General features: G+C 65.3%; 23 protein-coding genes. 13 read left to right on the top strand and 10 right to left on the bottom strand.

Annotation, left to right across the window (positions count from 1 at the left end):
* Positions 1–25 precede the first annotated feature (25 nt).
* From NA8_RS02040 to NA8_RS02030, 3 genes are read right to left on the bottom strand one after another with little or no spacing between them, the layout of a single operon-like run.
* Positions 26–460 (bottom strand): molybdenum cofactor biosynthesis protein MoaE, encoded by a 435-nt coding sequence (locus NA8_RS02040; RefSeq protein WP_040868740.1) that lies wholly within the window; start codon positions 458–460, stop codon positions 26–28.
* Complete coding sequence (gene moaCB, locus NA8_RS02035) at positions 447–1,502, bottom strand: bifunctional molybdenum cofactor biosynthesis protein MoaC/MoaB (protein ID WP_063048621.1); 1,056 nt, start codon at positions 1,500–1,502, stop codon at positions 447–449. The genes NA8_RS02040 and moaCB overlap by 14 nt, the downstream gene beginning before the upstream one ends.
* On the bottom strand, positions 1,499–2,743 hold the full coding sequence (locus tag NA8_RS02030; RefSeq protein WP_063048620.1) for a molybdopterin molybdotransferase MoeA: 1,245 nt from the start codon (positions 2,741–2,743) through the stop codon (positions 1,499–1,501). The genes moaCB and NA8_RS02030 overlap by 4 nt, the downstream gene beginning before the upstream one ends.
* 186 nt (positions 2,744–2,929) lie before the next feature.
* Between NA8_RS02030 and moaA the strand changes: the two genes are divergently transcribed.
* Positions 2,930–3,988 (top strand): GTP 3',8-cyclase MoaA, encoded by a 1,059-nt coding sequence (gene moaA, locus NA8_RS02025; protein WP_063048619.1) that lies wholly within the window; start codon positions 2,930–2,932, stop codon positions 3,986–3,988.
* A complete protein-coding gene (locus tag NA8_RS02020; protein ID WP_062969538.1) occupies positions 3,981–4,223 on the top strand; it encodes a MoaD/ThiS family protein in 243 nt (80 codons plus the stop codon). The genes moaA and NA8_RS02020 overlap by 8 nt, the downstream gene beginning before the upstream one ends.
* 83 nt (positions 4,224–4,306) lie before the next feature.
* On the opposite strand, the gene nadE is transcribed toward NA8_RS02020, so the two are convergent.
* A complete protein-coding gene (gene nadE / locus NA8_RS02015) occupies positions 4,307–5,131 on the bottom strand; it encodes an NAD(+) synthase (protein ID WP_063048618.1) in 825 nt (274 codons plus the stop codon).
* Between the two features lie 22 nt (positions 5,132–5,153).
* The gene (locus NA8_RS02010) at positions 5,154–5,759 is read right to left on the bottom strand and encodes a TetR/AcrR family transcriptional regulator (RefSeq protein WP_063048750.1); all 606 of its coding nucleotides are present in this window, start codon (positions 5,757–5,759) and stop codon (positions 5,154–5,156) included.
* A 144-nt stretch (positions 5,760–5,903) separates the two neighbouring features.
* On the opposite strand from NA8_RS02010, the gene NA8_RS02005 reads away from it, so the two are divergent.
* The 4 genes from NA8_RS02005 (at position 5,904) to nrdE (ending at position 9,774) form a co-directional block, all read left to right on the top strand.
* Entirely contained in the window at positions 5,904–6,473 is a 570-nt protein-coding gene (locus NA8_RS02005; RefSeq protein ID WP_063048617.1) for an NAD(P)H-dependent oxidoreductase, read from the top strand.
* A 391-nt stretch (positions 6,474–6,864) separates the two neighbouring features.
* A complete protein-coding gene (gene nrdH / locus NA8_RS02000; protein ID WP_063048616.1) occupies positions 6,865–7,098 on the top strand; it encodes a glutaredoxin-like protein NrdH in 234 nt (77 codons plus the stop codon).
* Positions 7,099–7,168: 70 nt separating this feature from the next.
* Complete coding sequence (nrdI, locus tag NA8_RS01995) at positions 7,169–7,630, top strand: class Ib ribonucleoside-diphosphate reductase assembly flavoprotein NrdI (protein WP_063048615.1); 462 nt, start codon at positions 7,169–7,171, stop codon at positions 7,628–7,630.
* A 62-nt stretch (positions 7,631–7,692) separates the two neighbouring features.
* Positions 7,693–9,774 (top strand): class 1b ribonucleoside-diphosphate reductase subunit alpha, encoded by a 2,082-nt coding sequence (gene nrdE / locus NA8_RS01990; RefSeq protein ID WP_245663648.1) that lies wholly within the window; start codon positions 7,693–7,695, stop codon positions 9,772–9,774.
* Positions 9,775–9,850: 76 nt separating this feature from the next.
* Here the strand turns inward: nrdE and NA8_RS34810 are convergent, their stop codons facing one another.
* Together NA8_RS34810 and NA8_RS01980 are read right to left on the bottom strand one after the other, a co-directional pair.
* Positions 9,851–10,087 carry a hypothetical protein gene (locus NA8_RS34810; protein WP_245663637.1) on the bottom strand — a complete coding sequence of 79 codons (237 nt, stop codon included), beginning with the start codon at positions 10,085–10,087 and terminating at the stop codon, positions 9,851–9,853.
* A gap of 171 nt (positions 10,088–10,258) precedes the next feature.
* Entirely contained in the window at positions 10,259–11,266 is a 1,008-nt protein-coding gene (locus tag NA8_RS01980; protein WP_063048613.1) for an NsdA family TPR-like regulatory protein, read from the bottom strand.
* Between the two features lie 883 nt (positions 11,267–12,149).
* On the opposite strand from NA8_RS01980, the gene NA8_RS01975 reads away from it, so the two are divergent.
* From NA8_RS01975 to NA8_RS01940, 6 genes are all read left to right on the top strand, one after another.
* On the top strand, positions 12,150–12,344 hold the full coding sequence (locus NA8_RS01975) for a hypothetical protein (RefSeq protein WP_063048612.1): 195 nt from the start codon (positions 12,150–12,152) through the stop codon (positions 12,342–12,344).
* Positions 12,345–13,367: 1,023 nt separating this feature from the next.
* Positions 13,368–14,201, top strand: coding sequence for an SAM-dependent methyltransferase (locus NA8_RS01960; protein WP_245663647.1), 834 nt, complete (start codon positions 13,368–13,370; stop codon positions 14,199–14,201).
* Positions 14,202–14,633: 432 nt separating this feature from the next.
* Positions 14,634–15,281, top strand: a complete 648-nt coding sequence (locus NA8_RS01955; RefSeq protein WP_157106472.1) for a hypothetical protein — start codon at positions 14,634–14,636, stop codon at positions 15,279–15,281.
* Positions 15,281–15,610 (top strand): hypothetical protein, encoded by a 330-nt coding sequence (locus NA8_RS01950; RefSeq protein WP_063048607.1) that lies wholly within the window; start codon positions 15,281–15,283, stop codon positions 15,608–15,610. Before NA8_RS01955 ends, NA8_RS01950 begins: the two co-directional genes overlap by 1 nt.
* The gene (locus NA8_RS01945) at positions 15,610–16,401 is read left to right on the top strand and encodes a hypothetical protein (protein ID WP_157106471.1); all 792 of its coding nucleotides are present in this window, start codon (positions 15,610–15,612) and stop codon (positions 16,399–16,401) included. The genes NA8_RS01950 and NA8_RS01945 overlap by 1 nt, the downstream gene beginning before the upstream one ends.
* Positions 16,402–16,441: 40 nt before the next feature.
* Positions 16,442–16,957 (top strand): hypothetical protein, encoded by a 516-nt coding sequence (locus NA8_RS01940; RefSeq protein WP_157106470.1) that lies wholly within the window; start codon positions 16,442–16,444, stop codon positions 16,955–16,957.
* 66 nt (positions 16,958–17,023) lie between these two features.
* On the opposite strand, the gene NA8_RS01935 is transcribed toward NA8_RS01940, so the two are convergent.
* Complete coding sequence (locus NA8_RS01935) at positions 17,024–17,245, bottom strand: hypothetical protein (protein WP_063048604.1); 222 nt, start codon at positions 17,243–17,245, stop codon at positions 17,024–17,026.
* Positions 17,246–17,646: 401 nt separating this feature from the next.
* Here NA8_RS01935 and mgtE point away from each other — a divergent pair, with 401 nt between their 5' ends.
* Entirely contained in the window at positions 17,647–19,011 is a 1,365-nt protein-coding gene (mgtE, locus tag NA8_RS01930; RefSeq protein WP_063048603.1) for a magnesium transporter, read from the top strand.
* Between the two features lie 157 nt (positions 19,012–19,168).
* Here the strand turns inward: mgtE and nrdF are convergent, their stop codons facing one another.
* Both nrdF and NA8_RS01920 read right to left on the bottom strand, forming a co-directional pair.
* Complete coding sequence (gene nrdF, locus NA8_RS01925) at positions 19,169–20,131, bottom strand: class 1b ribonucleoside-diphosphate reductase subunit beta (RefSeq protein ID WP_062969550.1); 963 nt, start codon at positions 20,129–20,131, stop codon at positions 19,169–19,171.
* 540 nt (positions 20,132–20,671) lie between these two features.
* Positions 20,672–21,547 carry an intradiol ring-cleavage dioxygenase gene (locus NA8_RS01920; RefSeq protein WP_157106489.1) on the bottom strand — a complete coding sequence of 292 codons (876 nt, stop codon included), beginning with the start codon at positions 21,545–21,547 and terminating at the stop codon, positions 20,672–20,674.
* Positions 21,548–21,596 lie beyond the last annotated feature (49 nt).

Here is a 21,596-nt window from a genome sequence, read left to right as displayed (position 1 = left end):
TCATGAGATTCATGTCACGGTCAGGTCACCCGCAGGCGTTCACCCATTCGGACAGACCGTCGGCGAACAACTGCCGCTTCCAGATCGGGACTTCGTGCTTGATCCGATCCACCAGTTCCGAGCACGCCGCAAACGCCGCGCCCCGATGCGCCGCCGCCACCGCGACGACGATCGCGCGGTCACCGATGCCGAGCGAGCCGACGCGATGCACGGCCGCGACCGGCAAACCGTGCGCCGCCGCCAGTTCCGCGCAGACGGTGCGCAGGAAGCGTTCCGCCTGCGGGTGCGCGGAGTATTCCAGGGCCGAAACGGCCTGCCCGCCATCATGGTCGCGGACCTTCCCGGTGAACACCACGACCGCGCCGTAGTGCGGTCCGCAGACCGCCTCCTCGACCTCCGCGGGGTCGAGCGGCTGGTCGCTGATCCGGGCGAGCCGGACCGTGGCCTCAGCCGTTGTCATGACTTCCACCTCCGGCGACTTGTGCGAGCAGATGATCCAGCAGCGGTTCCAGCACCGCGATGCCGTCGCGGACGCCACCCGGCGATCCCGGCAGATTCACCACCACCGAGCGCCCGGCCAGCCCCGCCACACCGCGGCTCAGCGCCGCCAGCGGGAATTTCGCCGTGCCGCGCTGCCGGATCGCCTCCGCCACACCGGGGAGTTCGCGGTCGAGCAAGGCGAGGGTGGCCTCCGGGGTCCCGTCGGTGGGGGACGCGCCGGTCCCGCCGGTGCTGATGACGAGCGCCGGTTCGAAGCGCAACGCGTCGGCCAGGCCGAACTCGATCTCGGCGTCGGCGTAGACCAGCGGGCCCCGCACCGCGAAGCCGAGTCCGGCCAGCCAGTCCGCCAGCACCGGACCGGTGGTGTCCTCACGGGTCCCCGCCGCCACACCGGTCGACGCGACCAGCACCACGGCCGACCGTGGTTCCTCGTCGAGTTCCGGCTCGGCGTACTCCGAGATGTCCGGCTCGGTATCCGCGTCCTCGGGGGACAGGTCTTCGTCGGCGGAAGGCGGGATCGGGCCTTCGTCGGCCGGGCGCTCCCAATGTCCGCGTTTGCCGCCTTCTTTGGTGAGCAGCCGCACGTCGGTGAGCGTCGCCGCGGGGTCGACCGCCTTCACCATGTCGTGCAGGGTGAGCCCGGCGACCGCGACCGCGGTGAGCGCCTCCATCTCCACGCCCGTGGGACCCTTGGTCTTCGCGGTGGCCTCGATCGTGATGGCGGTGTCGGTGAAACCGAACTCCACTCGCACCGACGACAGTGCCAGCTGATGGCACAGCGGGATCAGTTCGGAGGTCTTCTTCGCCCCCGAGATGCCCGCGATGCGTGCGGTGGACAGCACATCCGCCTTCGGCATGTCGTCGGCCCGCACCAGCGCGACCACCTCGGCCGTGGTGCGCAACTCGCCTGCCGCGACGGCGATCCGGATGGTGTCGCTCTTCGCGCTCACATCCACCATGCGGGCGCGGCCTTCCCGGTCGAGATGGGACAACTCGCTCATAAGGACCACACTCGCACAAGCGCTCCGGCGGGCAGCGCGGTGACCTCGGCGGGCACATCGATCAGCACGTCGGCCCACGCCATGGCCGCCACGAGATGCGAGCCGGGACCGGAGACCACCTCCACCGCCCTGGGCTGTCCGTGCGCCGGCGATTCCCCCGGATGGGCGCGGATGAGTTTGCCGCGCAGGAATTGCCGTTTCCCCTCCGGCGAGCGCGGCACGGCGTCGACCAGAGGAAGCTCGTAGGTGTCCACCTCGGGCAGACCGGCGAGACGCCGCAGGATGGGGCGGGCGAACACCTCGAACGACACCATCGTGCTGACCGGATTGCCGGGAAAGCTGAGCACCGGCACCCCGTCGACCACGGTCAGTCCCTGTGGGCCGCCCGGTTGCATCGCGACCGAGCCGAACCGCCCGCCCATCGGCTCCAGCACGTCCTTGACCACCTCGAAGTCGCCCTTGGACACGCCGCCGGAGGTGAACGCCAGATCGGCGTTCTCGGTCGCCGCCGACAGCAGCGCGCGGAAGCGCGCCGGATCATCGGTGCTGTGCGCCACCGAGACGACATCGACGCCGTTCGCCGCGAGCGCCGCGGCGAGGGCGACGCCGTTGGAGTTGTAGATCTGTCCAGGACGCAGCGGCTTTCCGGCCGCGACCAGCTCGTCGCCGGTGGTGATCACCGCGGCGCGCACCGCACGGAATACCGCCACCTCGGGCAGGCCGACGGCGGCGAGGGCGGCTACATGCCGGGGAGCGAGCATGGTTCCCGCCCGCACGAGCAGATCCCCGGCGCGGACGTCCGTCCCCGGTTCCCGCACGAATTCGCCTGCGCTGCGCCCGCGTTCGATGGTCACCGTGCCGTCGCCCACGTGGGTGTCCTCCACCGGCACGACGCAGTCCGCGCCGGGCGGGATCGGCGCACCGGTCATCACCTTCATCGCCGCGCCCCTCGGCAGCGGCGCGCGGCCCGCCGCGCCCGCCGCGACCACGCCGGTCAAAGGCAGGGTGACCGGGGCGACCAGCACCGATTCAGCGCGTACCGCGTAGCCGTCCATCGCGGAGTTCCGGAACACCGGCAGCTCGATCGGCGAGCGGACGTTCTCGGCCGACTGCCTGCCCAGCGCCCGCGGCACCGGGACGGACTCGACCGTGCGCGCGGCCAGTGGCCGCAGCAGCTGTTCGATGCTGTCGCGGTAGTCGTCGACGGGCCTGGCCGAGACGCCGGCGGGCCGAGGGTTCATGCGAGTCAGCCTAACGCCCGATCCGGGCGGTTTTCCGCCTCTGTCGCCGCGCCCCGGTCCGTGCGCAGGTCGCGCGGTGCCGCGCTCGTCCCCGGCGCCGGCCTCACCGTCGATTCGCGCCCGCGGTGAGCCCGAGGTGGGCATTCCGCCCGCAGCCGAATCGGGACAGGCGGTCATAATGGACGTGTGACTCTGGTCGAGATCGGGATTCCCGCGGTGCGTTCCGGGCGTCCCTCGCTCGCCGGCCGTCCCGACACCCCCTACTTGCTGGATCGTTTCGGACGCGTCGCCCGCGACCTACGCGTATCCATCACCGAGAAGTGCTCGCTGCGCTGTACCTATTGCATGCCGGAGGAGGGGCTGCCGGAGATTCCCCGGCACGAGCTGCTCACGGTGGACGAGATCGTGCGTCTGGTCCGCCTCGCGGTGCGCGAGCTGGGGGTGCGTGAGGTCCGCTTCACCGGGGGCGAGCCGCTGATGCGCCGCGAGCTGGAAGAGATCATCGCGGGCTGTCACGCCGAGGTGCCGCAGGTCCCGCTGGCCATGACGACCAACGGCGTCGGGCTCGAGCATCGCGCGTTCGGCCTCGCCGCCGCGGGACTGCACCGGGTGAACGTGTCGCTGGACACCGTGGACCGGGCCGGTTTCGCGCGGCTGACGCGCCGCGACCGCCTCGAATCGGTGTTCGCGGGTGTTCGCGCCGCGCGTGCCGCCGGACTGGCGCCGATCAAGGTCAACGCCGTCTTGATGCGCGAGACCCTCTCCGGCGCATCGGATCTCCTGCGCTGGTGCTTGGACGAGGGTTGCGAACTGCGTTTCATCGAGGAGATGCCGCTCGACGCCGACCACGAGTGGGCCCGCGCCAACATGGTCACCGCCGCCGAGCTGCTCGACGTGCTCGGCGCCCGGTTCGGACTCACCGAGGCCGGCCGCGCCGATCCGTCGGCCCCCGCGGAGAAGTGGCTGGTCGACGGCGGCCCCGGCACCGTAGGGATCATCGCCACCGTGACCCGCAAGTTCTGCGACACCTGCGACCGCACCCGCCTCACCGCGGACGGCATGCTGCGCTCCTGCTTGTTCAGCGACCAGGAATTCGACCTGCGCCAGGTGCTGCGCTCCGGCGCGGGCGATGACGAGGTCGCGACCCTCTGGCGCGGCGCGATGTGGAACAAATGGGCAGGTCACGGCATCGATGCCGAGGGCTTCGTCCCCCCGGAGCGGACGATGGGAGCCATCGGTGGTTGAGATCCGCTATTTCGCCGCGATCGCCGACGCCGTCGGCAAGGACAGCGAAACCCTCGACTTCCCGGCCGGAGCGACGGTGGCCGACCTACGCGCCGCCCTGTCCGCGACCTACGGCCCGGACCTGGACAAGATGCTGTCGGTGTGCGCGTATCTGATCGGCGACGAGCTCACCCGTGATCCCGCCGCCGCGCTGAGCCCACGCGTCGACGTCCTGCCACCCTTCGCCGGGGGATAACCCGGCACGGCGTGCGGCGGCCTTACCCGCACCGGCGGGCACGCCGCCTCAGCCGATGACTTCAGGCGCGGCGGCCCAGGTGCTCAGCGCCACCAGGTGTCCAGCGGAGTCACCGGGACGGTGCGCTTGTGCCGAGTGTTGCGGAAAATGCCCTCCAGCCGCTCGGCGACCTCGGGGGTCACCTCCTTGCCTTCCAGGTAGTCGTCGATCTCGCTGTAGCGCAGACCGAGCGCCTCCTCGTCGGGCAGGGCGGGGCGGTCGTCTTCCAGGTCCGCGGTGGGCACCTTGGACCAGATGCCGGCGGGCGCGCCGAGCTCCTGGAGCAGGGCCGCGCCCTGGCGCTTGGTGAGACCGGTGAGCGGGGTCAGGTCCACACCGCCGTCGCCGTACTTGGTGAAGAATCCGGTGACCGCCTCGGCCGCGTGGTCGGTGCCGATCACGAGCAGGTTCTCCTGCCCGGCCAGCGCGTACTGGAGCACCATGCGTTCGCGCGCTTTGATGTTGCCGCGCACGAAGTCCCGCAGCTGGTCCACCTGCAACGCGGACGCCGCCTCCGCGGCCGCGGCGCTCGCGCTGGGCCGGATGTTCACCACGACCTGCCGGTCGGGCCGGACGAAGGACAGCGCGGTGAGCGCGTCGGCCTCGTCGGCCTGCACGCCGTGGGGCAGCCGGACGGCGAGGAAGGTCGCGTCCACGCCGTCGGCGCGCAGTTCCTCGACCGCGAGCTGGCACAGCCTGCCCGCGAGAGCGCTGTCCTGTCCACCGCTGATGCCGAGAACGAAACCACGTGCGGGAGTGGCGTTCAGATAATCCTTGAGGAAATCGACCCGGCGGCGGATCTCTTCCTTCGGTTCGATCGTGGGCTGGACGCCCAATTCACTGATGATCTGTTCGCGCAGGTTCCCCATGGCGCCCGAGTGTACTGGCGATTCAGCGGCTGACAACGCGCCGGACGACGTCCTCCCAGTTGTCGCCGATCTGTTCGCGGGTGTAGCCGAGCACGTGCATCTGATGCATGACCAGCGCCGCGCCCAGCATCGCCAGCAGCCAGTCGGCGACGAGCGGGACCTCCCCGGGCACCTCGGCCTGCCGCAACAGCATCGCGACGTGCGCGCGCAGCAATCCGTAGGGCGCACCGGAATACCGGTCACCGGCCTCGCCGAGCTCGGCGGCGCGGTGCAGTTCGCCTTCCACTTCGATGTCGAGGAGCCTGGCCCGTCCGAAGGCGACCAGTCGTTCCACCGGAGGTGCGCCGGGGCCGAGCGGCGGCGGGCCGAAGATGAACGACTCCTGGTACTTCTGCTCGGAGTGGTCCAGCAGGGCGAGCATCAGGCCGGACCTGCTGCCGAACCGGCGGAACACCGTGCCTTTGCCGACCCCGGCGCGTTTGGCCAGCGCGTCCATGGTGAGACTGTCCACGCCGTGCTCACGCACCAGCTGCTGCGCCGCGTCCAGCAGCAACCGGCGATTGCGTGCGGCATCGGCGCGCTCGGCGGGCTCCGAGGTGCCGGGCAGCGGGGCGCCGACGTCGAGCAGCCGACCCCGGTGTGGTGAGGAGGCGTCGGATGTGGGGTAGTTCACAGCGCTCACGCAGGCTCCGCGGGAAGTAATCGGACCATGGTCCGGTTGGTGTGTGGTGAACGTACGGACACCATCTAATTCAGTACACCAGGAGTGTTCATGAGCCAGACCCGCATTCTCGCACTCGTCGGCAGCCTGCGCGCCGCCTCGGTCAATCGGCGGCTGGCCGAGGCCGCGGCCCACACCGCGCCGGAGGGCGTCGAGGTCGGCCTCTATGACGGACTCGCCGACATCCCGTTCTACAACGAGGACATCGACGTCCCCGGCTCGGTTCCGGCGGCGGCCCAGGCGCTGCGCGACGCGGTCGCCGAGGCCGACGGCCTGCTGGTGGTCACTCCGGAGTACAACGGCACGTTGTCGGCGGTACTGAAGAACGCGATCGACTGGGCCTCTCGCCCGTATGGCGCCGGCGCCATCAAGGGCAAGCCCACCGCCGTGGTGAGTGCGTCGATCAGCCCGAACGCGGCGCAGTGGGCGCACGGCGACGCGGTCAAGGCGCTCGGCGTAGCGGGCGCGCGAGTGGTCGAGTCCGCGCACCTGCACTTCGGTGTCATCGGCGAGCGCTTCGGCGCCACGCATCCGCGCGACGACGCCGAGGCGCTCACCCAGCTGGCCGCAACCGTGCGCGAACTGGTCGAGGCCACCCGGGGCGAATTCGCGTCGGTGTAAGCTCCATCTCCGGTCTGGGACGAGGGTCATCGCTGCGGGCGCAGCGGTGGCCCTCTTCGTTTGCCGATAGGTTTGCTGTAGGTATGCTGATGCGCCGAACAGTGATCTGCGCCACTGTTGGATCCGGGGGTGAATCGAGCGTCCTGGTACTTCTCTCGATGGAATTTCATCAATGTGACTCGCTACATGTCGTGTTGTAGGAATCTGTCGGCCACTAGGTGTAGTGTCTTCGCTACTGGAAGACGGTGAGAGGCCCCACCCGGTAGGAGTCGGTCACGCGTGGCTGATCAGGGGATTCGAGTCCGGCTCCAGAAGTTTGCGCAGCATGCGTCGATCGTGTATTGCAACGGATCTCAGGCTGTGGATCAGGCACAAGGAGAGAGGGACATCAATGACCGTCACCGTGTACACCAAGCCCGCTTGCGTCCAGTGCAACGCCACCTACAAGGCTCTCGACAAGGCCGGGGTGGACTACGAGGTCATCGACATCTCGCAGAACGACGAGGCGCGTGACTACGTGATGGCCCTGGGCTACCTGCAGGCGCCGGTCGTGGTGGCCGGAGACGATCACTGGTCGGGCTTCCGGCCCGACCGCATCAAGTCGCTCGCGACCGTGGCGGCCTGACCCTCCACCACATCCGAGGTGCGAGTGCCGGCGGTCCGCCGCGGCACTCCCGAGAAAGAGGAAGGCGACCATGCCGGAGACGACGGCGCTGGTCTACTTCTCCAGCGCTTCGGAGAACACGCATCGTTTCGTCGAGAAGCTGGCGCTGCCGGCGACTCGCATACCACTGCACACCGCCGACTCGCTGCGCGTAGACGAACCGTACGTGCTGATCGTCCCCACTTATGGGGGCGGTCGGCACGTGCTCGGGGGCGATCGTTCCGACAAGGATTTCGTGCCGCGGCAGGTCGCGAAGTTCCTCAACGATCCGCACAACCGGGCGCTGCTGCGTGGCGTCATCGCGGCGGGGAACACGAACTTCGGCGACACCTTCTGCTATGCGGGCGAACTGATCGCGCGCAAGTGCGGCGTGCCGTACCTGTATCGCTTCGAACTCATGGGAACCGCTGAGGACGTCGAACGCGTCCGAGAGGGATTGGGATTGTTTTGGCAACAGCAACGACAGCACCGACCGGAAAAACAGCTCGCTTAGAGCAGCCCCCGGTCCGTGGCGGCGACGCGGGCGAGGTCCTCGACTACCACGCCCTCAACGCGATGCTGAACCTGTACGGTCCGGACGGCGAGATCCAGTTCGACAAGGACCGCGAGGCCGCCAACCAGTACTTCCTGCAGCACGTCAATCAGAACACCGTCTTCTTCCACAACCTGGACGAGAAGCTCGACTACCTGGTCGACGAGAACTACTACGAGGCGGAAGTCCTCGAGCAGTACAGCCGCCAGTTCATCAAGAAGCTGTTCAAGCAGGCCTACGCCAAGAAGTTCCGGTTCCCCACCTTCCTCGGCGCCTTCAAGTACTACACCTCGTACACGTTGAAGACCTTCGACGGCAAGCGCTACCTGGAGCGGTTCGAAGACCGGGTGTGCATGGTCGCGCTCACCCTCGCCGCCGGTGACGAGGCGCTGGCAGGCCGGCTCGTCGACGAGATCATCGACGGCCGTTTCCAGCCCGCCACCCCGACCTTCCTGAACTCGGGCAAGAAGCAGCGCGGCGAGCCGGTCAGTTGTTTCCTCCTTCGCATCGAGGACAACATGGAGTCCATCGGGCGCTCGATCAACTCCGCGCTGCAGCTGTCCAAGCGCGGCGGCGGTGTCGCGTTGCTGCTGAGCAACATTCGCGAGCACGGCGCGCCGATCAAGAAGATCGAGAACCAGAGTTCGGGCGTCATCCCGATCATGAAGCTGCTCGAGGACTCGTTCTCCTACGCCAACCAGCTCGGCGCGCGCCAGGGCGCGGGCGCGGTCTACCTGCATGCCCACCACCCGGACATCTACCGGTTCCTGGATACCAAGCGGGAGAACGCGGACGAGAAGATCCGCATCAAGACGCTCTCGCTGGGCGTGGTCATCCCGGATATCACCTTCGAGCTGGCCAAGAAGAACGAGGACATGTACCTGTTCTCGCCCTACGATGTGGAGCGCATCTACGGCAAGCCGTTCGCCGACATCGACGTCACCGAGAAGTACCACGAGATGGTCGACGACAAGCGCATCCGCAAGTCGAAGATCAAGGCGCGCGAGTTCTTCCAGACCATCGCCGAACTGCAGTTCGAGTCGGGCTACCCGTACATCATGTTCGAGGACACGGTGAACCGGGCCAACCCGATCGCGGGCAAGATCACCCACTCCAACCTGTGCTCGGAGATCCTGCAGGTCTCCACACCGTCGGAGTTCAACGACGACCTGTCCTACGCCAAGGTGGGCAAGGACATCTCCTGCAACCTCGGCTCGCTGAACATCGCCAAGACGATGGACTCGCCCGACTTCGCGCAGACCATCGAGGTGTCCATCCGGGCGCTGACCGCGGTGTCGGACCAGACCCACATCTACTCGGTGCCGTCCATCGAGCAGGGCAACAACTCCTCGCACGCGATCGGTCTCGGGCAGATGAACCTGCACGGCTACCTGGCGCGCGAACGCATCCACTACGGGTCCGAAGAGGGCATCGACTTCACCAACATCTACTTCTACACCGTGGTCTACCACGCGATCCGGGCGTCGAACCGGATCGCGATCGAGCGCGGCGCGTACTTCGGCGGCTTCCCCGAATCGAAGTACGCCAGCGGCGAGTACTTCGACAAGTACACCGATCAGGTGTGGGAGCCGAAGACCGATCGCGTCCGGCGATTGTTCGCCGACGCGGGCGTGCACATCCCGACCCAGGACGACTGGCGTGAGCTGAAGGCCTCGGTCATGGAGCACGGCATCTACAACCAGAACCTGCAGGCGGTCCCGCCGACCGGGTCGATCTCCTACATCAACCACTCCACCAGCTCCATCCACCCGGTGGCGTCGAAGATCGAGATCCGCAAGGAAGGCAAGATCGGGCGCGTCTACTACCCGGCGCCCTACATGACCAACGACAACCTCGAGTACTACGAGGACGCCTACGAGATCGGCTACGAGAAGATCATCGACACCTACGCCGCGGCCACCCAGCACGTGGACCAGGGCCTGTCGCTGACGCTGTTCTTCAAGGACTCCGCCACCACCCGCGATCTCAACCGCGCCCAGATCTACGCCTGGCGCAAGGGCATCAAGACCCTATACTACATCCGGCTGCGCCAGATGGCACTGGAGGGGACCGAAGTCGAAGGTTGCGTCTCCTGCATGCTGTAGTCCTCGGTAGCGGATACGGTGGCCTCCCGCCGCACGGGACACGCCACCGTATCCGCGCTGGGAATCGTTGACGCCATTACCGATCAGCTGCCGCTTCCCCGGCAACCGGCTGGCGCTCGATCGCCTCGAAGATCCCGATGTCGGTCTTCTGCTGCCATTCGGGAAGCTGGTCCCACGGCGCGAGGTATCCCGGCTTCGGATCAGGGATGTGCGCGTAGATCTGGCCGATCCAGCAGATGGCGACGAACTGGCCTTTCAGTTCGGGACTCAATCGAGCCGCGGCGCCATCGGTCGCCTCGAGGAACTCGACCACTTGGCGGTAGACGGCTGCCGCACTGGCGCGCTCCCACTCCGGCGTGCTCTCCCATGGGGAGATGTAGCTGTCCTTCGGCGTCCCTGGGTAGTGCTCGGTAACACCGGTGATTCATGCATTACGGAAGAACTTGCCGCCATGATCGTTGTCGCTGCTCAACAGTGCTCCTCGTTAGTGGCTGGGTGACGCTGCCAACGTAGTGATCTGATGTTCGAGATGGTCGATGTGCCTGTCGCCGCGTAATCTGGACAGCCGTGTGCTGAGCTGGCCGAGCCGTCGCCCTAGGTAGCCGGATCGGGTGCGGCGAGCAATGTCCACAGCCGTCCCGCCGTACCACACTGCCTGCACCGGATCGTCGCGCAGTGCCCCGGCCCCAGCGAGGTCGATCAAGACGCCGGCACGCCGCCGGGTCGACAATGGCCGGTGCAGCAGTGGCATGAGAATATTTTCGGCGCGTTCGGGGCGGTCCAGTTGGATGAGACAACTGGCTTGCTCTTCGTCGATCCGATCACCGGAAAAACGCAACCATCCGACTGAGGATGTAGTGGGCACGTGGAGGACACCCCGTGCGGTGTCGAATGCCTGCTCGCACCCATAAGCATCACCGAGCCCAGCAAGGACCTGGGCACGGACACTCGCAACCCAGTGACTTGTGGGCAGTGCAGTGTCACCGCGCCGCGCGATACCCGCTGCTTGTTCGACAAGCGGCAAGGCGTCGCTGAACCGATTCTCGATGAACCCTATGTAGGCATGACGGGTCAATGCGCATGCCCACAGGTCATAGGCACGAGCGTCAGCGGCGAACGTCCCGGACAATGCGTAACAATGCGCCGCCTCTCCGAGATGGTTACTGTCCAGCAGGATTTCGCCGGTGAGCTGAAGAACATCGGCGATCAGTTCGTACTGGCGGTGGTGCAACGTTGTGGTGCGTGACCGGCGAAGCCCTTCGATCAGCAGGCACAGGTGGTTATGCACTGCGCTGAATACCGTGACTTTCGTTTCCGATTCACCGTAGGTCTTCCACAGTTTCTGGTTCATCGAGGCGCAGTCATCCAGGACAGCGGCATCCACATGACCGGTAGCGGCCGCAAATGCCACGTGGTCCCAGTCGATGGTGGAGGGCATCGCGAGTGTGGTCGTGGCGATGCTGAGCAGACGCAACAACTCGCGGCGTTCCACATCCGAAATCTCCGTGCGTGGCGTGCCGCCAGGAAGGCGGAGTGGCTCCGATCCACAGTAATAGGGGTGCTCGACCTGTCAGGCGGCCCCAACTCGGCGTCGAATGGCACGGTCGCTGTTATTACAGACTGAGTTGATCTCAGCGGCGTGGTGGCCGAGGGCCTTCGATAGGGCGACGACCGGTGCCGCTCCCGCCACGCCGACTCTCCCTCGGCCACTATCTGCTCGAAGCGAGCGCGGTCCTCGGGTGTCGCGCGCCGCTCATAGGTGGTGTCCAGGATCGCCTGCATTCGGGACCGCGGCTTCACCGCACTCAAGCCGGTGCGCCAGTTGGCGACTGTGGTGGTTTCGACGCCCAATAGCGCGACGAACTCGCGGATCGAGTGGCGCATCGCTTCCTGAAGCACAGCCGCCTCGAAACCTGTCCACTCTCGCGCTCGCACCATCGCCTTGCCTTATTTTTGGACGCTGACCTGCGCAAATGCCTACGCTACGCCCACAGTACCCCAACAGCGCGCGGTTACAGCCGAAACCGCCTGTGGGCCAGAGTCGAAAGCGGTACTCGGTGTCGGGCAGACGCCGTAGCCCCGACCGGCGCGCTGGCCGCCAGAGTGGCAGGCCGGTGGTGAAAGCCCCCGGCACCGGGTATCGCCCGACCTTTGCCGCACCGGATCGAAAGAGGCACTGCGATGCCAACCAGCTCCTGCGATGAATCTGCCCACCGGGTGCCGAGCGTGCCGTTCACCGTCTCACAAGCGCACACGGTGATGCGCTATCACGTGGCCTGTCGAGCAAAGCGCTGCCCGCGTAAGGCTGCTGCACTCCAAGTTCTGGTCGACGCCGGCCGGGTGGTGCCCTCCGCGACCATTCCCGGTGATGTGGCGTGAAGCCACCCAAACGTATTCGGCACATCCACATCGAATCCGGCGTACTGAGTCTGGGCTACCAGGCCGGTGCGGAACAGGCGCAGAACGTGGCTGACGCGCTGACACAGAGATTCCCGGACCTGGCGGTCACAGTCGATGACGACGTGCACGCTGATCTGCCGCCCCTGCCCTGCGTGGCTCTTTGGGATTGAGCCACCGAGACCGAGCGTCCTCCTCATTGATCGAACCTCGAAGGGACACCCATTCGTGCCGTCGAATCCTCAGTTCTCGAAGAAGTTCTTTTTCGGGTTCACCTCGAGCCTGCCTATGGCCCTCGCAATTCCATCGAATATGGTGGGCCCTCGACCATTCACCGGTAACAGTTCATCCGATGTCGATCCGGCGCCGGTCAGCCCGCAGGAGAGCGAGCGGGCATGATGACACCACCCCCTCCGGGTGACAGCACATTCGTGCGTGCCGACGGGATACTCGCGGAGTTCATGTGCCGGGTTCACCTTCTGGATTTGACCGTCGAGCGTGCCGGGAGCTGCGGGATATCCACCGACACCACCACCCAGACGAGTGCGTGGTGCACCTGGAGGCGGCCATCCTGCTACTCGATGAGGACGGCTCGTGATGGCGCGGCTCCCCTACGGAGCCGGTTGCTGACCCGGATGTTCTCCGCACTCATCCATATTCTCTGGCCCGTTTCGGTGCTTCTCACTACCGTGCTGAGCTAACGGATCGGTAGGTGGTGGGAGACGGTTCGTACGGACAATCGTCACACCGTCAGCTTCTTCCGGCGTCATAGTGAAGGTACGTATCCGACAGAAGGAGCGTCAGGCGATGACAGCGGGGAGGGCGGTCCCTGGCTGCCGAGGTGGTCGGCTCGAGTGCCAAGGGAATGGCTGGAAAATCAAGCGCACGGCGATTTTCCGAACGATCGCCGATCGGAGATGGAGGCCGCGACAGACGCGATCGAACGAGTGGTGATGTCGCCCACGGCTGCGGATCGCGCGAGTACCGACGCGGACACGGAGATATTGCCTCGGGTGCGGGACATCGTGCCTCCGATGCGGGCGACGCCGATACGACGGCCACCGTGGGTGTAGAGCGTCAGGCTCGACGGCCGGTCCGCCGAAGTCATCATTCGCCATTGCCCTGCCGGGCCACCGTCAATGGGCGGTTGGCCAGCTGCGACTGGAATATGCTGGGCCAGAGACGATCCGGTAGTGATGGGAACGACAATGACCGATCTCGGCGGCCACGGTAAGCCGCTCCGTCCGATTCACGACGCGAGCGTGCCGAGCAGCGCGCGAATATACGACTACGTGCTGGGCGGCAAAGACCACTATCAGGTGGATCGGGACGCGGCCGAGAAGGTCATCGCGGCGTTTCCCACCACCCGGGTCGCGGCTCGGCAGAACCGGCTCTTCATGCACCGTGCGGTGAACGCGCTCACCGCGATGGGCGTGACCCAGTTCCTCGACATCGGCACCGGCATCCCGACCGAGCCGAACCTGCACCAGGTGGCGCAGGCGCCGACGCCGGACGCGCGGGTGGTCTACGTGGACAACGACCCGATCGTGTTGTCCCACGCCCGCGCCTTGCTCACCGGTACGCCGGAGGGTCGCACCGCCTACGTCGACGCCGACCTGAAAGATCCCGCGGCAATCCTGTCCGCCCCCGAACTCCTCGACACCCTGGACCTGAAGCGTCCGGTGGCGCTGAGCCTGGTCGCCGTGCTGCATTTCCTGTCCGACGAGCAGGACCCCTACGGAATAGTCCAGACGCTGCTCGGCGCCCTCGCGTCGGGTTCGTTCCTCGTGGTCTCGCACATCACCGCCGACCTCGAACCGGAGATGATGACCGAGGCCCTGAACGTGTACAGGCAGAGCGGGGTGTATGCCCAGACACGCACGCGAGACGAATTCGCCCGATTCTTCACCGGGCTGGAACTAATGGACCCGGGCATCGTCGTCTCCAACCAATGGCGCACCCACGGTGAGTCACCGTCCTGGCTCGACTCCCAAGTGAACTGCTGGAGCGCGGTGGGCCTCAAGCGGTGATCCGGCCGGGCCGGGCGTCCATCACAAACCGGATGCCGTCTGTGATGGATGGAGTGTGTTTTGGCGTCCACTGACAGGGGTGGATCGGCTCAGTGACATTCCGCCCAAACATATTTCAAGCACAAGCCTCGCGTCAACAGTCGGTTGACAGAACCATCAATGGCTGAGAACATGGCAGCCATCGCCACATGTGGGGTACAAATTGCTGGGGGGTGAGGTCGGATTACGCGACACCGTGGGCCTGGAGAGTCATGGTCGAACGTGGGCGAATCGCGGGATGTCATTCTCTTGACATCGAACTCGCACTACGCCATATGAGCCGGGCGTCCTTACTATCTGTGCACGATGTGGGTGGTGTCGTCAGTAGAAAGTATTTGGTGACGTTTCAATGGGACTGCAACCGCTGTGCCGGACGTCGGAGAGGGAGACTATATGGTTTCGAATCTTTACTCGTATGGCGATGATCCGAGTGTCCAAGATAGAAGCGATGTCGCAGATAGGGATTCTTTTCAGCCGCCGCAGAAGTCTTCCTTGGTGAAGGTGGAGATAGGTGGCGATCGCCTGCCTACAAGAATTACGCTCGCTCGCGGTTGGAAACAAGCCTTCGACGCGTCGCAATACGGTCTGTCCATCATGGAGGCGTATCAATTCGCACGCTATGAATTGATGATGCGTTATGTTGAGTCCGGCACTGTACCGGAGTCGACTCTCCCATCTCTCCGTGATGTCACACCTCTGCTGTTGCGGACGCGCACTTACGAAGAATATCGCGACTTGTATGATCGGCTGTATTCAGAACCAACTTTCACCGTTTACGGTCCCGGATACAATGAATACGATGAGCCCGCGTTGACCGTAACCGCGACGCTCTCCGAGCTCGTTTCCGTTGAGATCGATCCGAACTGGGCGGGGGCGATCGATTCGAACTTTATTGCTCAGGACATCGTCGCATGCTGTGATCAGATTCGAGCTAAAAAGCCCAGATGGGTCAGAGATATTTATTTGGACCAAGAATCTGATCGTGAATTGGCGGCTCGCCTCGTCAGGCATGAACAGCGATTGCTGAGGAACGAGTTCTGATGACTGATGGCATGAAGGCGGAGTTGGACCGCCTGGAGAGCGCATCGAAGGCTTGGATAAACGATGTGGCTCCTGGGTTGCGCAAGGCGGCTGCATCGATCGACGAGCTGAAGTACTCATCGCTGCAATTCGGTCCACTCTTCATTTTGGCCTGGGAAAACTACAGTAGAGCTGCCGCGTACATTCAGGACCGTCTCAATGAAGCTGCTCCCGCCGCTGAACAGATCGGTAGCGCGCTGCGCAGGGCAGTGGTCAGCTTCGATGAGCAGCAGGTCGAACAGAAGCAGAGCTTGGAGAAGCTTGCGGGAGAAATGGACTTCTCTATCTGATGGGTGCGAATCCGACGATAGATCAATTGACGGCAATTAGTGACGAGTTCACCAGAAAAGTAGATGAAGTAAAGAAGTTGCCGGGAAAGCTGAACGACAAGTTCGATGACCTCAAATGGGTTCTGCCCGGGGCCTACATCGCGTTGACCGATACAAGGGATGCGATGCAAGAGGATTTGAAGACTCTGATCTCGAAGCTCGGTGAAGCGGTCGAGGGGCAAGCTGCTCCGGTGTTGTTCGTGGGATATGCGGCAAAATGGCAACAAGTCGGCGCTGCCGTATCTGCTGTCAACAATATCCAGAACAAGCCGGACGTGAACCTCGAAGGCTACTGGGACGGCAGCGCCTACAAGGCGTTCAAGGCATCGCAAACGTATCAGTCGGCAGCCATGTCCAAGGCGACAGAAATGTGCGAGCAGGTGCATGAGCAGCTTCTGACTATCGCGGAGGAAGGGAGGATACTGTACAAGCAGATCATCGACAAGCTGGGAACATTGCTCGCTAATGCGGCTGTTGCCATCGGCGAATCCGCGACCGCTGTCGGGCTGGTCTGGTCGATAAACAATTTCAATGATGCGATAGTTACCGCTGTTGAGCTCGTCGTCGAGGCAATGACCAGCTTCCTAGAGTTGCAGGCAAAGGCGATGATCGCCTCGAATGAGCTCGCGAATATCATCAATCATCCGGCTGGATTTTTTCCGGATGCCGAAGGAAAAGATCGCTGGCCCAGTCCGCAGACCGATGGATACGATAATAAAGACGACAATTGGAAACTGGACGGGGACAGCTGAGATGCATCGTTCTGCTGGACATCGGTTGCTGAGAGCTGCGGTGGTCGCGTTGATCGCGGCCGGGTTCTCGACAACGGTTGGGTGCGGCTCTGAAAAAGTAGGGAACCCAACGGCGAAGCCGAGCTCCTCCGTCGCGACTGCGACAGCGCCGACCGAATGTGTCGAAGTCCCCGTGTGGGATTATCGGGAAGATGATGAAAAGAAATTAACGGCGAGGTTGGTGCAATTAGCGCTTCCGGCAGGAGCCTGCTTTTTCGCGGTGGATACAACCGACCTAGCGGAGCAGCCCGGTAAAATCTCGGTCCGAGTCGATCTCACCGTGCCGAATTCAATCGGTCCCGAAGATTTACGGGCGGTCGCCACCGATATCGCCCATCTTGTGAAAAAAGACGAAGTCGCGCAGCGGACGGCTGTCCTGAGGGTCACCAACTGGGGATTTGCAAAGCCGAAGTATCGAGACCACCTCTTCGACGAGAACTTCCTGCTCCACCCGTGGGACGGCTCGCCGTCCCGGCAGGCTGAGATGGCGCTGTGGAAAGTTTTCGAGCAAAAATGACCGCGCATTGCGAGGTGGCTGGCCACAATGGAGCGGACAGCCACCTCGGTGTGAGGAGTCGGATCACTACGACGCCGGCAAATCAGGGAGCACTTCGCGTTCGAAGAGTTCGATGCCCGAGGTGTCGTAGGCCGATTCGGGGAAGTTGAAGACGGCGTAGCCGAGGCCGAGATCGCGGACCTTGGTGAGGTTGTCGATGATCTGGTCCGGAGTGCCGGTGGCGGCGCCGCTGTTGTAGAGCTGGTGGAAGTAGGACTCGGCCGCGTCGGTGCCGATGACGGGTCGCACCGCCGCTTCTCGCTGAGCGCAGCCGGGCTGGTCCGACCGCCATCGCGGTCGATGCGTCGTGCGGTGTCGACGAACTCGGACCCAGGAGAGCCCGATTCCGCTCGGTGTGGAGCGGCTTGGGTCACAGTGCGCTGTCGTAAGGTGATCATCGTTCCCGAAGCCATGTAAGCTGCACGAGGACGTTTCCTGTCCGCGAGATGTTGATCCGAATGGTGCGGATATCCGAGATCCGCGGCGACGACGAGAGGGAGGTGGGGTAGCGATGCGCAGCGAACCTCCCAGTCGAAGGCCGCGCGGCGCCGCCCCTTCGCATTCCTGATCAGGTCGCGACGGCAGGGGCCGGCGCCCGCGGTGTGAATTTCGCGCTCTCCGTTCACTCACGCATGTGCTGAGGTCCTCTCATGTCGCAGACCGACATCATCGAAGTACGTCCGACGCTGTCCGAATCCCTCCAGGACATCGTCGATACCCGTCGCGTGGACGCCGCGCTGGACTGGCTCGGCAACCATCCGCCGCACGTCATCGCCGATCAGCTCGCCCGCATGGACGCGGTGCGAGCCGGGATGGCGTTCCGCCTGCTCGACAAAGACCTGGCGCTGGCCGTCTTCGAGGAACTCGAGCCGGTGGACCAGCAGCAGATCCTGCAGGGGCTGCGCGATCAGAGCTTTCGTGACCTGGTCGAGGGCATGGCGCCCGACGACCGGGCCCGCATGCTGCGCGAGGCGCCCGCCAAGGTGGCCAAGAAGGCGCTGGCCGGGCTGAGCCCACGGGAGCGGCGGATGACCGCGAGTTTGCTGGGCTACCCGGAGGGCTCCGCCGGGCAATTCATGACGCCGGAGGTGGTGGCGCTGCCGCGCGATCTCACGGTGGCCGAAGCGCTCGGCATGGTGCGCGCCAAGGGCGGCAACGCCGAGACGGTGTACACGCTGCCGGTGGTCGATTCGGGCAGGCGGCTGACCGGCATCGTCGAACTGCGCGAACTGGTGCTCAGCAGGCCCGAGACAATGGTGTCGGAGCTGGTCGTCACCGAGCCCGCCTTCGCGCGGGCCACCGATTCCGCGGAGAAGGCCGCCCGCCTGATGCGCGAGACCAACGACATCAACCTACCGGTGGTGGACAGCGAGGACCGGCTGGTCGGGCTGCTCACCATCGACGACGCGGTCGAGGTGATCGAGGCCGCCGACAGTGAGGACGTGGCGCTGCAGGCGGGCTCGGCGCCCTGGGAGGGCCACTACATGGCCGCCGGAGTGTTCCAGCTGGCGCGCTATCGCGCGCTGTGGCTGCTGCTGTTGCTCTTCGCCGCGACGCTGACGGTGAGCGTGACCGACTTCTTCGAGGGCACCTTGCAGCAGGCGGCGCACCTGGCGCTGTTCATCCCGCTGCTGATCGGCGCGGGTGGGAACGCGGGCGCGCAGGCCGCCACCGCCTGCGTGCGCGCGGTCGCGGTCGGCGAGGTCAAGGCGTCGGACCTGTTGAAGGTGATCTGGCGGGAATGCCGGGTCGGCCTGGTGCTCGGCTCGCTGCTGGCCTCGGTGGGCTTGGCGATCGGCGCCCTGTTCGTCGGTCCGCGCATCGCCCTGGTCGTCGGCATCACCTTGGTCCTGATCTGCGGCTGGGCTGCCACCATCGGCGGCACCATGCCGCTGCTGGCCAAGAAACTGCGCATCGACCCCGCGGTCGTCTCCGCTCCGATGGTCACCACCCTGGTCGACGCCACCGGCCTGATCATCTACTTCACGACGGCCAAGCTGGTCTTGGGGATCTGATGTCGGCGAACGAGGGGCCGACCGCCCCGAAGGTAGGGAAATCCTGGGCTTCATGCGAATGAATCCCGCTCGGCGGCACCGGATCACGATGTGATCCGGTCACCGCAGAAGGTAGCTCGAGCCCGGCTCCGCGGTGGCGAGGCCGGGCTCGGTCAGCTCAGAACTCCCAGTCCTCGTCCTCGGTGTTGACCGCCTTGCCGATGACGTAGCTCGAGCCCGAACCGGAGAAGAAGTCGTGGTTCTCGTCGGCGTTGGGGGACAGGGCCGAGAGGATGGCGGGGTTGACCTCGGTTTCGTCCTTGGGGAACAGGCCCTCGTAGCCGAGGTTCATCAGTGCCTTGTTGGCGTTGTAGCGCAGGAACTTCTTGACGTCCTCGGTGAGGCCGACCTCGTCGTAGAGGTCCTGGGTGTAGTCGACCTCGTTGTCGTAGAGCTCGAACAGCAGCTCGAAGGTGTAGTTCTTGAGTTCGTCCCGCTCGGCTTGGGTGACCAGCTCCAAGCCTTTCTGGTACTTGTAACCGATGTAATAGCCGTGGACGGCTTCGTCCCGGATGATCAGGCGGATCATGTCGGCGGTGTTGGTGAGCTTGGCCCGCGACGACCAGTGCATCGGCAGGTAGAAACCGGAGTAGAACAGGAAGCTCTCCAGCAGCGTGGAGGCGACCTTGCGCTTGAGCGGATCGTCGCCGTTGTAGTACGACAGCACGATCTCGGCCTTGCGCTGGAGGTTGCGGTTCTCCTCCGACCAGCGGAACGCCTCATCTATCTCGCGAGTGGAGCACAGCGTGGAGAAGATCGAGCTGTAGCTCTTGGCGTGCACCGACTCCATGAACGCGATGTTGGTCAGCACCGCCTCTTCGTGCGGGGTCAGCGCGTCCGGGATGAGGCTCACCGCGCCTACGGTGCCCTGGATGGTGTCCAGCAGGGTCAGGCCGGTGAAGACCCGCATGGTCAGCTGCTTCTCGTCGGCGGTCAGGGTGTTCCACGACGGGATGTCGTTGGAGACCGGCACCTTCTCCGGCAGCCAGAAGTTGCCGGTCAGCCGGTCCCAGACCTCGGCGTCCTTTTCGTCGGGCACCCGATTCCAGTTGATGGCCGACACCCGATCGATCAGTTTCATCCTGCCTCCACGCCTTTCCCGAGCACGCTGCCGTCACGGAATGTCTACCCTCGGAACACTACTCCTAGTGGCTGACATGTCCGCGTAGCACAACACCTTGTGTCACCGCGACACGCGTCCTACGTGCGGAAGAACGCCGGGGCGCGCCGCGCGCGGCCCCCTATTGTGCGGTACGCGCCTTCTGGCGACTACATCGGCACCGGTGGGCCGATTGATCACTGAAAGTTTGCCAGAAGGTGTCACGTAAGGCGGGTGCGCCGGGCTGACGACGCGGCACACCAGGTGTGGATGCCTGCCTCCGCTCGGCCGCGAAAGCGTTGCCGGGCTCGCTGACCCTTTTGTTTCCCCGGCGCGCCGCTACGGCGGCAGTGCCGCAAGTCACCGCCGCCCGGGGACCGATCCCGCACCCCGAGCCGCGTCGACGCGTGGTTGTCTGCCTGGGCCGCATCGATCATGGGAGCGGCTACGCCTGGTCCGGCATCTCGTGGCCGACCAACGCCCGGCCGAAGAGTCCGTGGCGGGCGGGCGCAGGACCGATCGCTACCGCGGAGGCCGGCCGCCGGGTGCGCCGCCGCCGGGCGGCCGCCCACCGGGCTGCGCGGAACCATTGCCCGACTGCGTATTCTGCGATTTCTCGGCGACGCCCACAGTGAGCGAGACGCGCAGCCCGGAGGACGGCGCGCCCGTCGCGGTCGCCAGTTCGGCGTCCCAGCCGTCGCCGAAGATGCCGTCGGAGGCGAGCGAGACCTCGGCCAGATTGGTGACGCTGCGCGCGTAACCGGAGTCGTAGGCGAACACCGCCTCGCAGGTGTCCTGGGGCAGCGCGATCTGCGAGGTCAGCCGCGCGTTCTGGCCCGCAACCGCGGTCTCCAGCGAGTCGTAGACCTCGAAGTGGATGTGCGGCCACCGGCCGGAGTAGCAGGCCGGAAAGATCGACGTGAAGCTCACCTTGCCGTCGGCGCCGGCCACCTGCACACCGCGCAGGTAGTTCTGCTCGGTGACACCGCTGCTGTAGAGGGAGTAGTTGCCGTCCCGGTCGCAGTGCCACACGTACACCGCCATGCCCGCTCCCGCTGCGCCGCTGTTCGCCAGATCGCGCAGCGTGAGTTCGAGCGTCATCGGAACGCCCTGCGCGACGCCGGAGTACGAGCCGAACGAGCTGGTGATGTCGCTGCGCACCACCCCGGACTCGATGAGGACGTTGGGTCCGTTCGATCCGTCGCCCGGATACGGGCCCTGGGTTTCCTGCGGAGCGGCGGTGACGCCGCCGGATTGCGCGGTGGTCGCCGACGCGGTCTCGGTCGTGCCGGCCGTCGTGTCGTTCGATCCCGACGCGCAGCCCGCCGCGACCGCCGCCGCGCCCGCGGTCGCCCCGAAGAAGAGCAGGGCACGGCGCCGGGACACCATCACCTTCATATCGTGTGTGAGGCCGAGATCGTGCTCGTGCACCTCATCGCGCCGTGCG

Source organism: Nocardia arthritidis NBRC 100137, from assembly GCF_001612765.1.
Lineage (GTDB): Bacteria > Actinomycetota > Actinomycetes > Mycobacteriales > Mycobacteriaceae > Nocardia > Nocardia arthritidis.
The sequence above is the reverse complement of the archived record's forward strand: the minus strand, read 5'-3'. Positions and strand labels throughout refer to the sequence as shown.

Bases quoted from the DNA above. Each gene is read 5' to 3' on its own strand.
- NA8_RS02040 (WP_040868740.1), bottom strand. From the start codon at position 460: ATGACAACGGCTGAGGCCACGGTCCGGCTCGCCCGGATCAGCGACCAG.
- moaCB (WP_063048621.1), bottom strand. From the start codon at position 1,502: ATGAGCGAGTTGTCCCATCTCGACCGGGAAGGCCGCGCCCGCATGGTG.
- NA8_RS02030 (WP_063048620.1), bottom strand. From the start codon at position 2,743: ATGAACCCTCGGCCCGCCGGCGTCTCGGCCAGGCCCGTCGACGACTAC.
- nadE (WP_063048618.1), bottom strand. From the start codon at position 5,131: ATGGGGAACCTGCGCGAACAGATCATCAGTGAATTGGGCGTCCAGCCC.
- NA8_RS02005 (WP_063048617.1), top strand. From the start codon at position 5,904: ATGAGCCAGACCCGCATTCTCGCACTCGTCGGCAGCCTGCGCGCCGCC.
- nrdH (WP_063048616.1), top strand. From the start codon at position 6,865: ATGACCGTCACCGTGTACACCAAGCCCGCTTGCGTCCAGTGCAACGCC.
- nrdI (WP_063048615.1), top strand. From the start codon at position 7,169: ATGCCGGAGACGACGGCGCTGGTCTACTTCTCCAGCGCTTCGGAGAAC.
- nrdE (WP_245663648.1), top strand. From the start codon at position 7,693: ATGCTGAACCTGTACGGTCCGGACGGCGAGATCCAGTTCGACAAGGAC.
- NA8_RS01960 (WP_245663647.1), top strand. From the start codon at position 13,368: ATGGGAACGACAATGACCGATCTCGGCGGCCACGGTAAGCCGCTCCGT.
- NA8_RS01955 (WP_157106472.1), top strand. From the start codon at position 14,634: ATGGTTTCGAATCTTTACTCGTATGGCGATGATCCGAGTGTCCAAGAT.
- NA8_RS01950 (WP_063048607.1), top strand. From the start codon at position 15,281: ATGACTGATGGCATGAAGGCGGAGTTGGACCGCCTGGAGAGCGCATCG.
- NA8_RS01945 (WP_157106471.1), top strand. From the start codon at position 15,610: ATGGGTGCGAATCCGACGATAGATCAATTGACGGCAATTAGTGACGAG.
- mgtE (WP_063048603.1), top strand. From the start codon at position 17,647: ATGTCGCAGACCGACATCATCGAAGTACGTCCGACGCTGTCCGAATCC.
- nrdF (WP_062969550.1), bottom strand. From the start codon at position 20,131: ATGAAACTGATCGATCGGGTGTCGGCCATCAACTGGAATCGGGTGCCC.
- NA8_RS01920 (WP_157106489.1), bottom strand. From the start codon at position 21,547: ATGAAGGTGATGGTGTCCCGGCGCCGTGCCCTGCTCTTCTTCGGGGCG.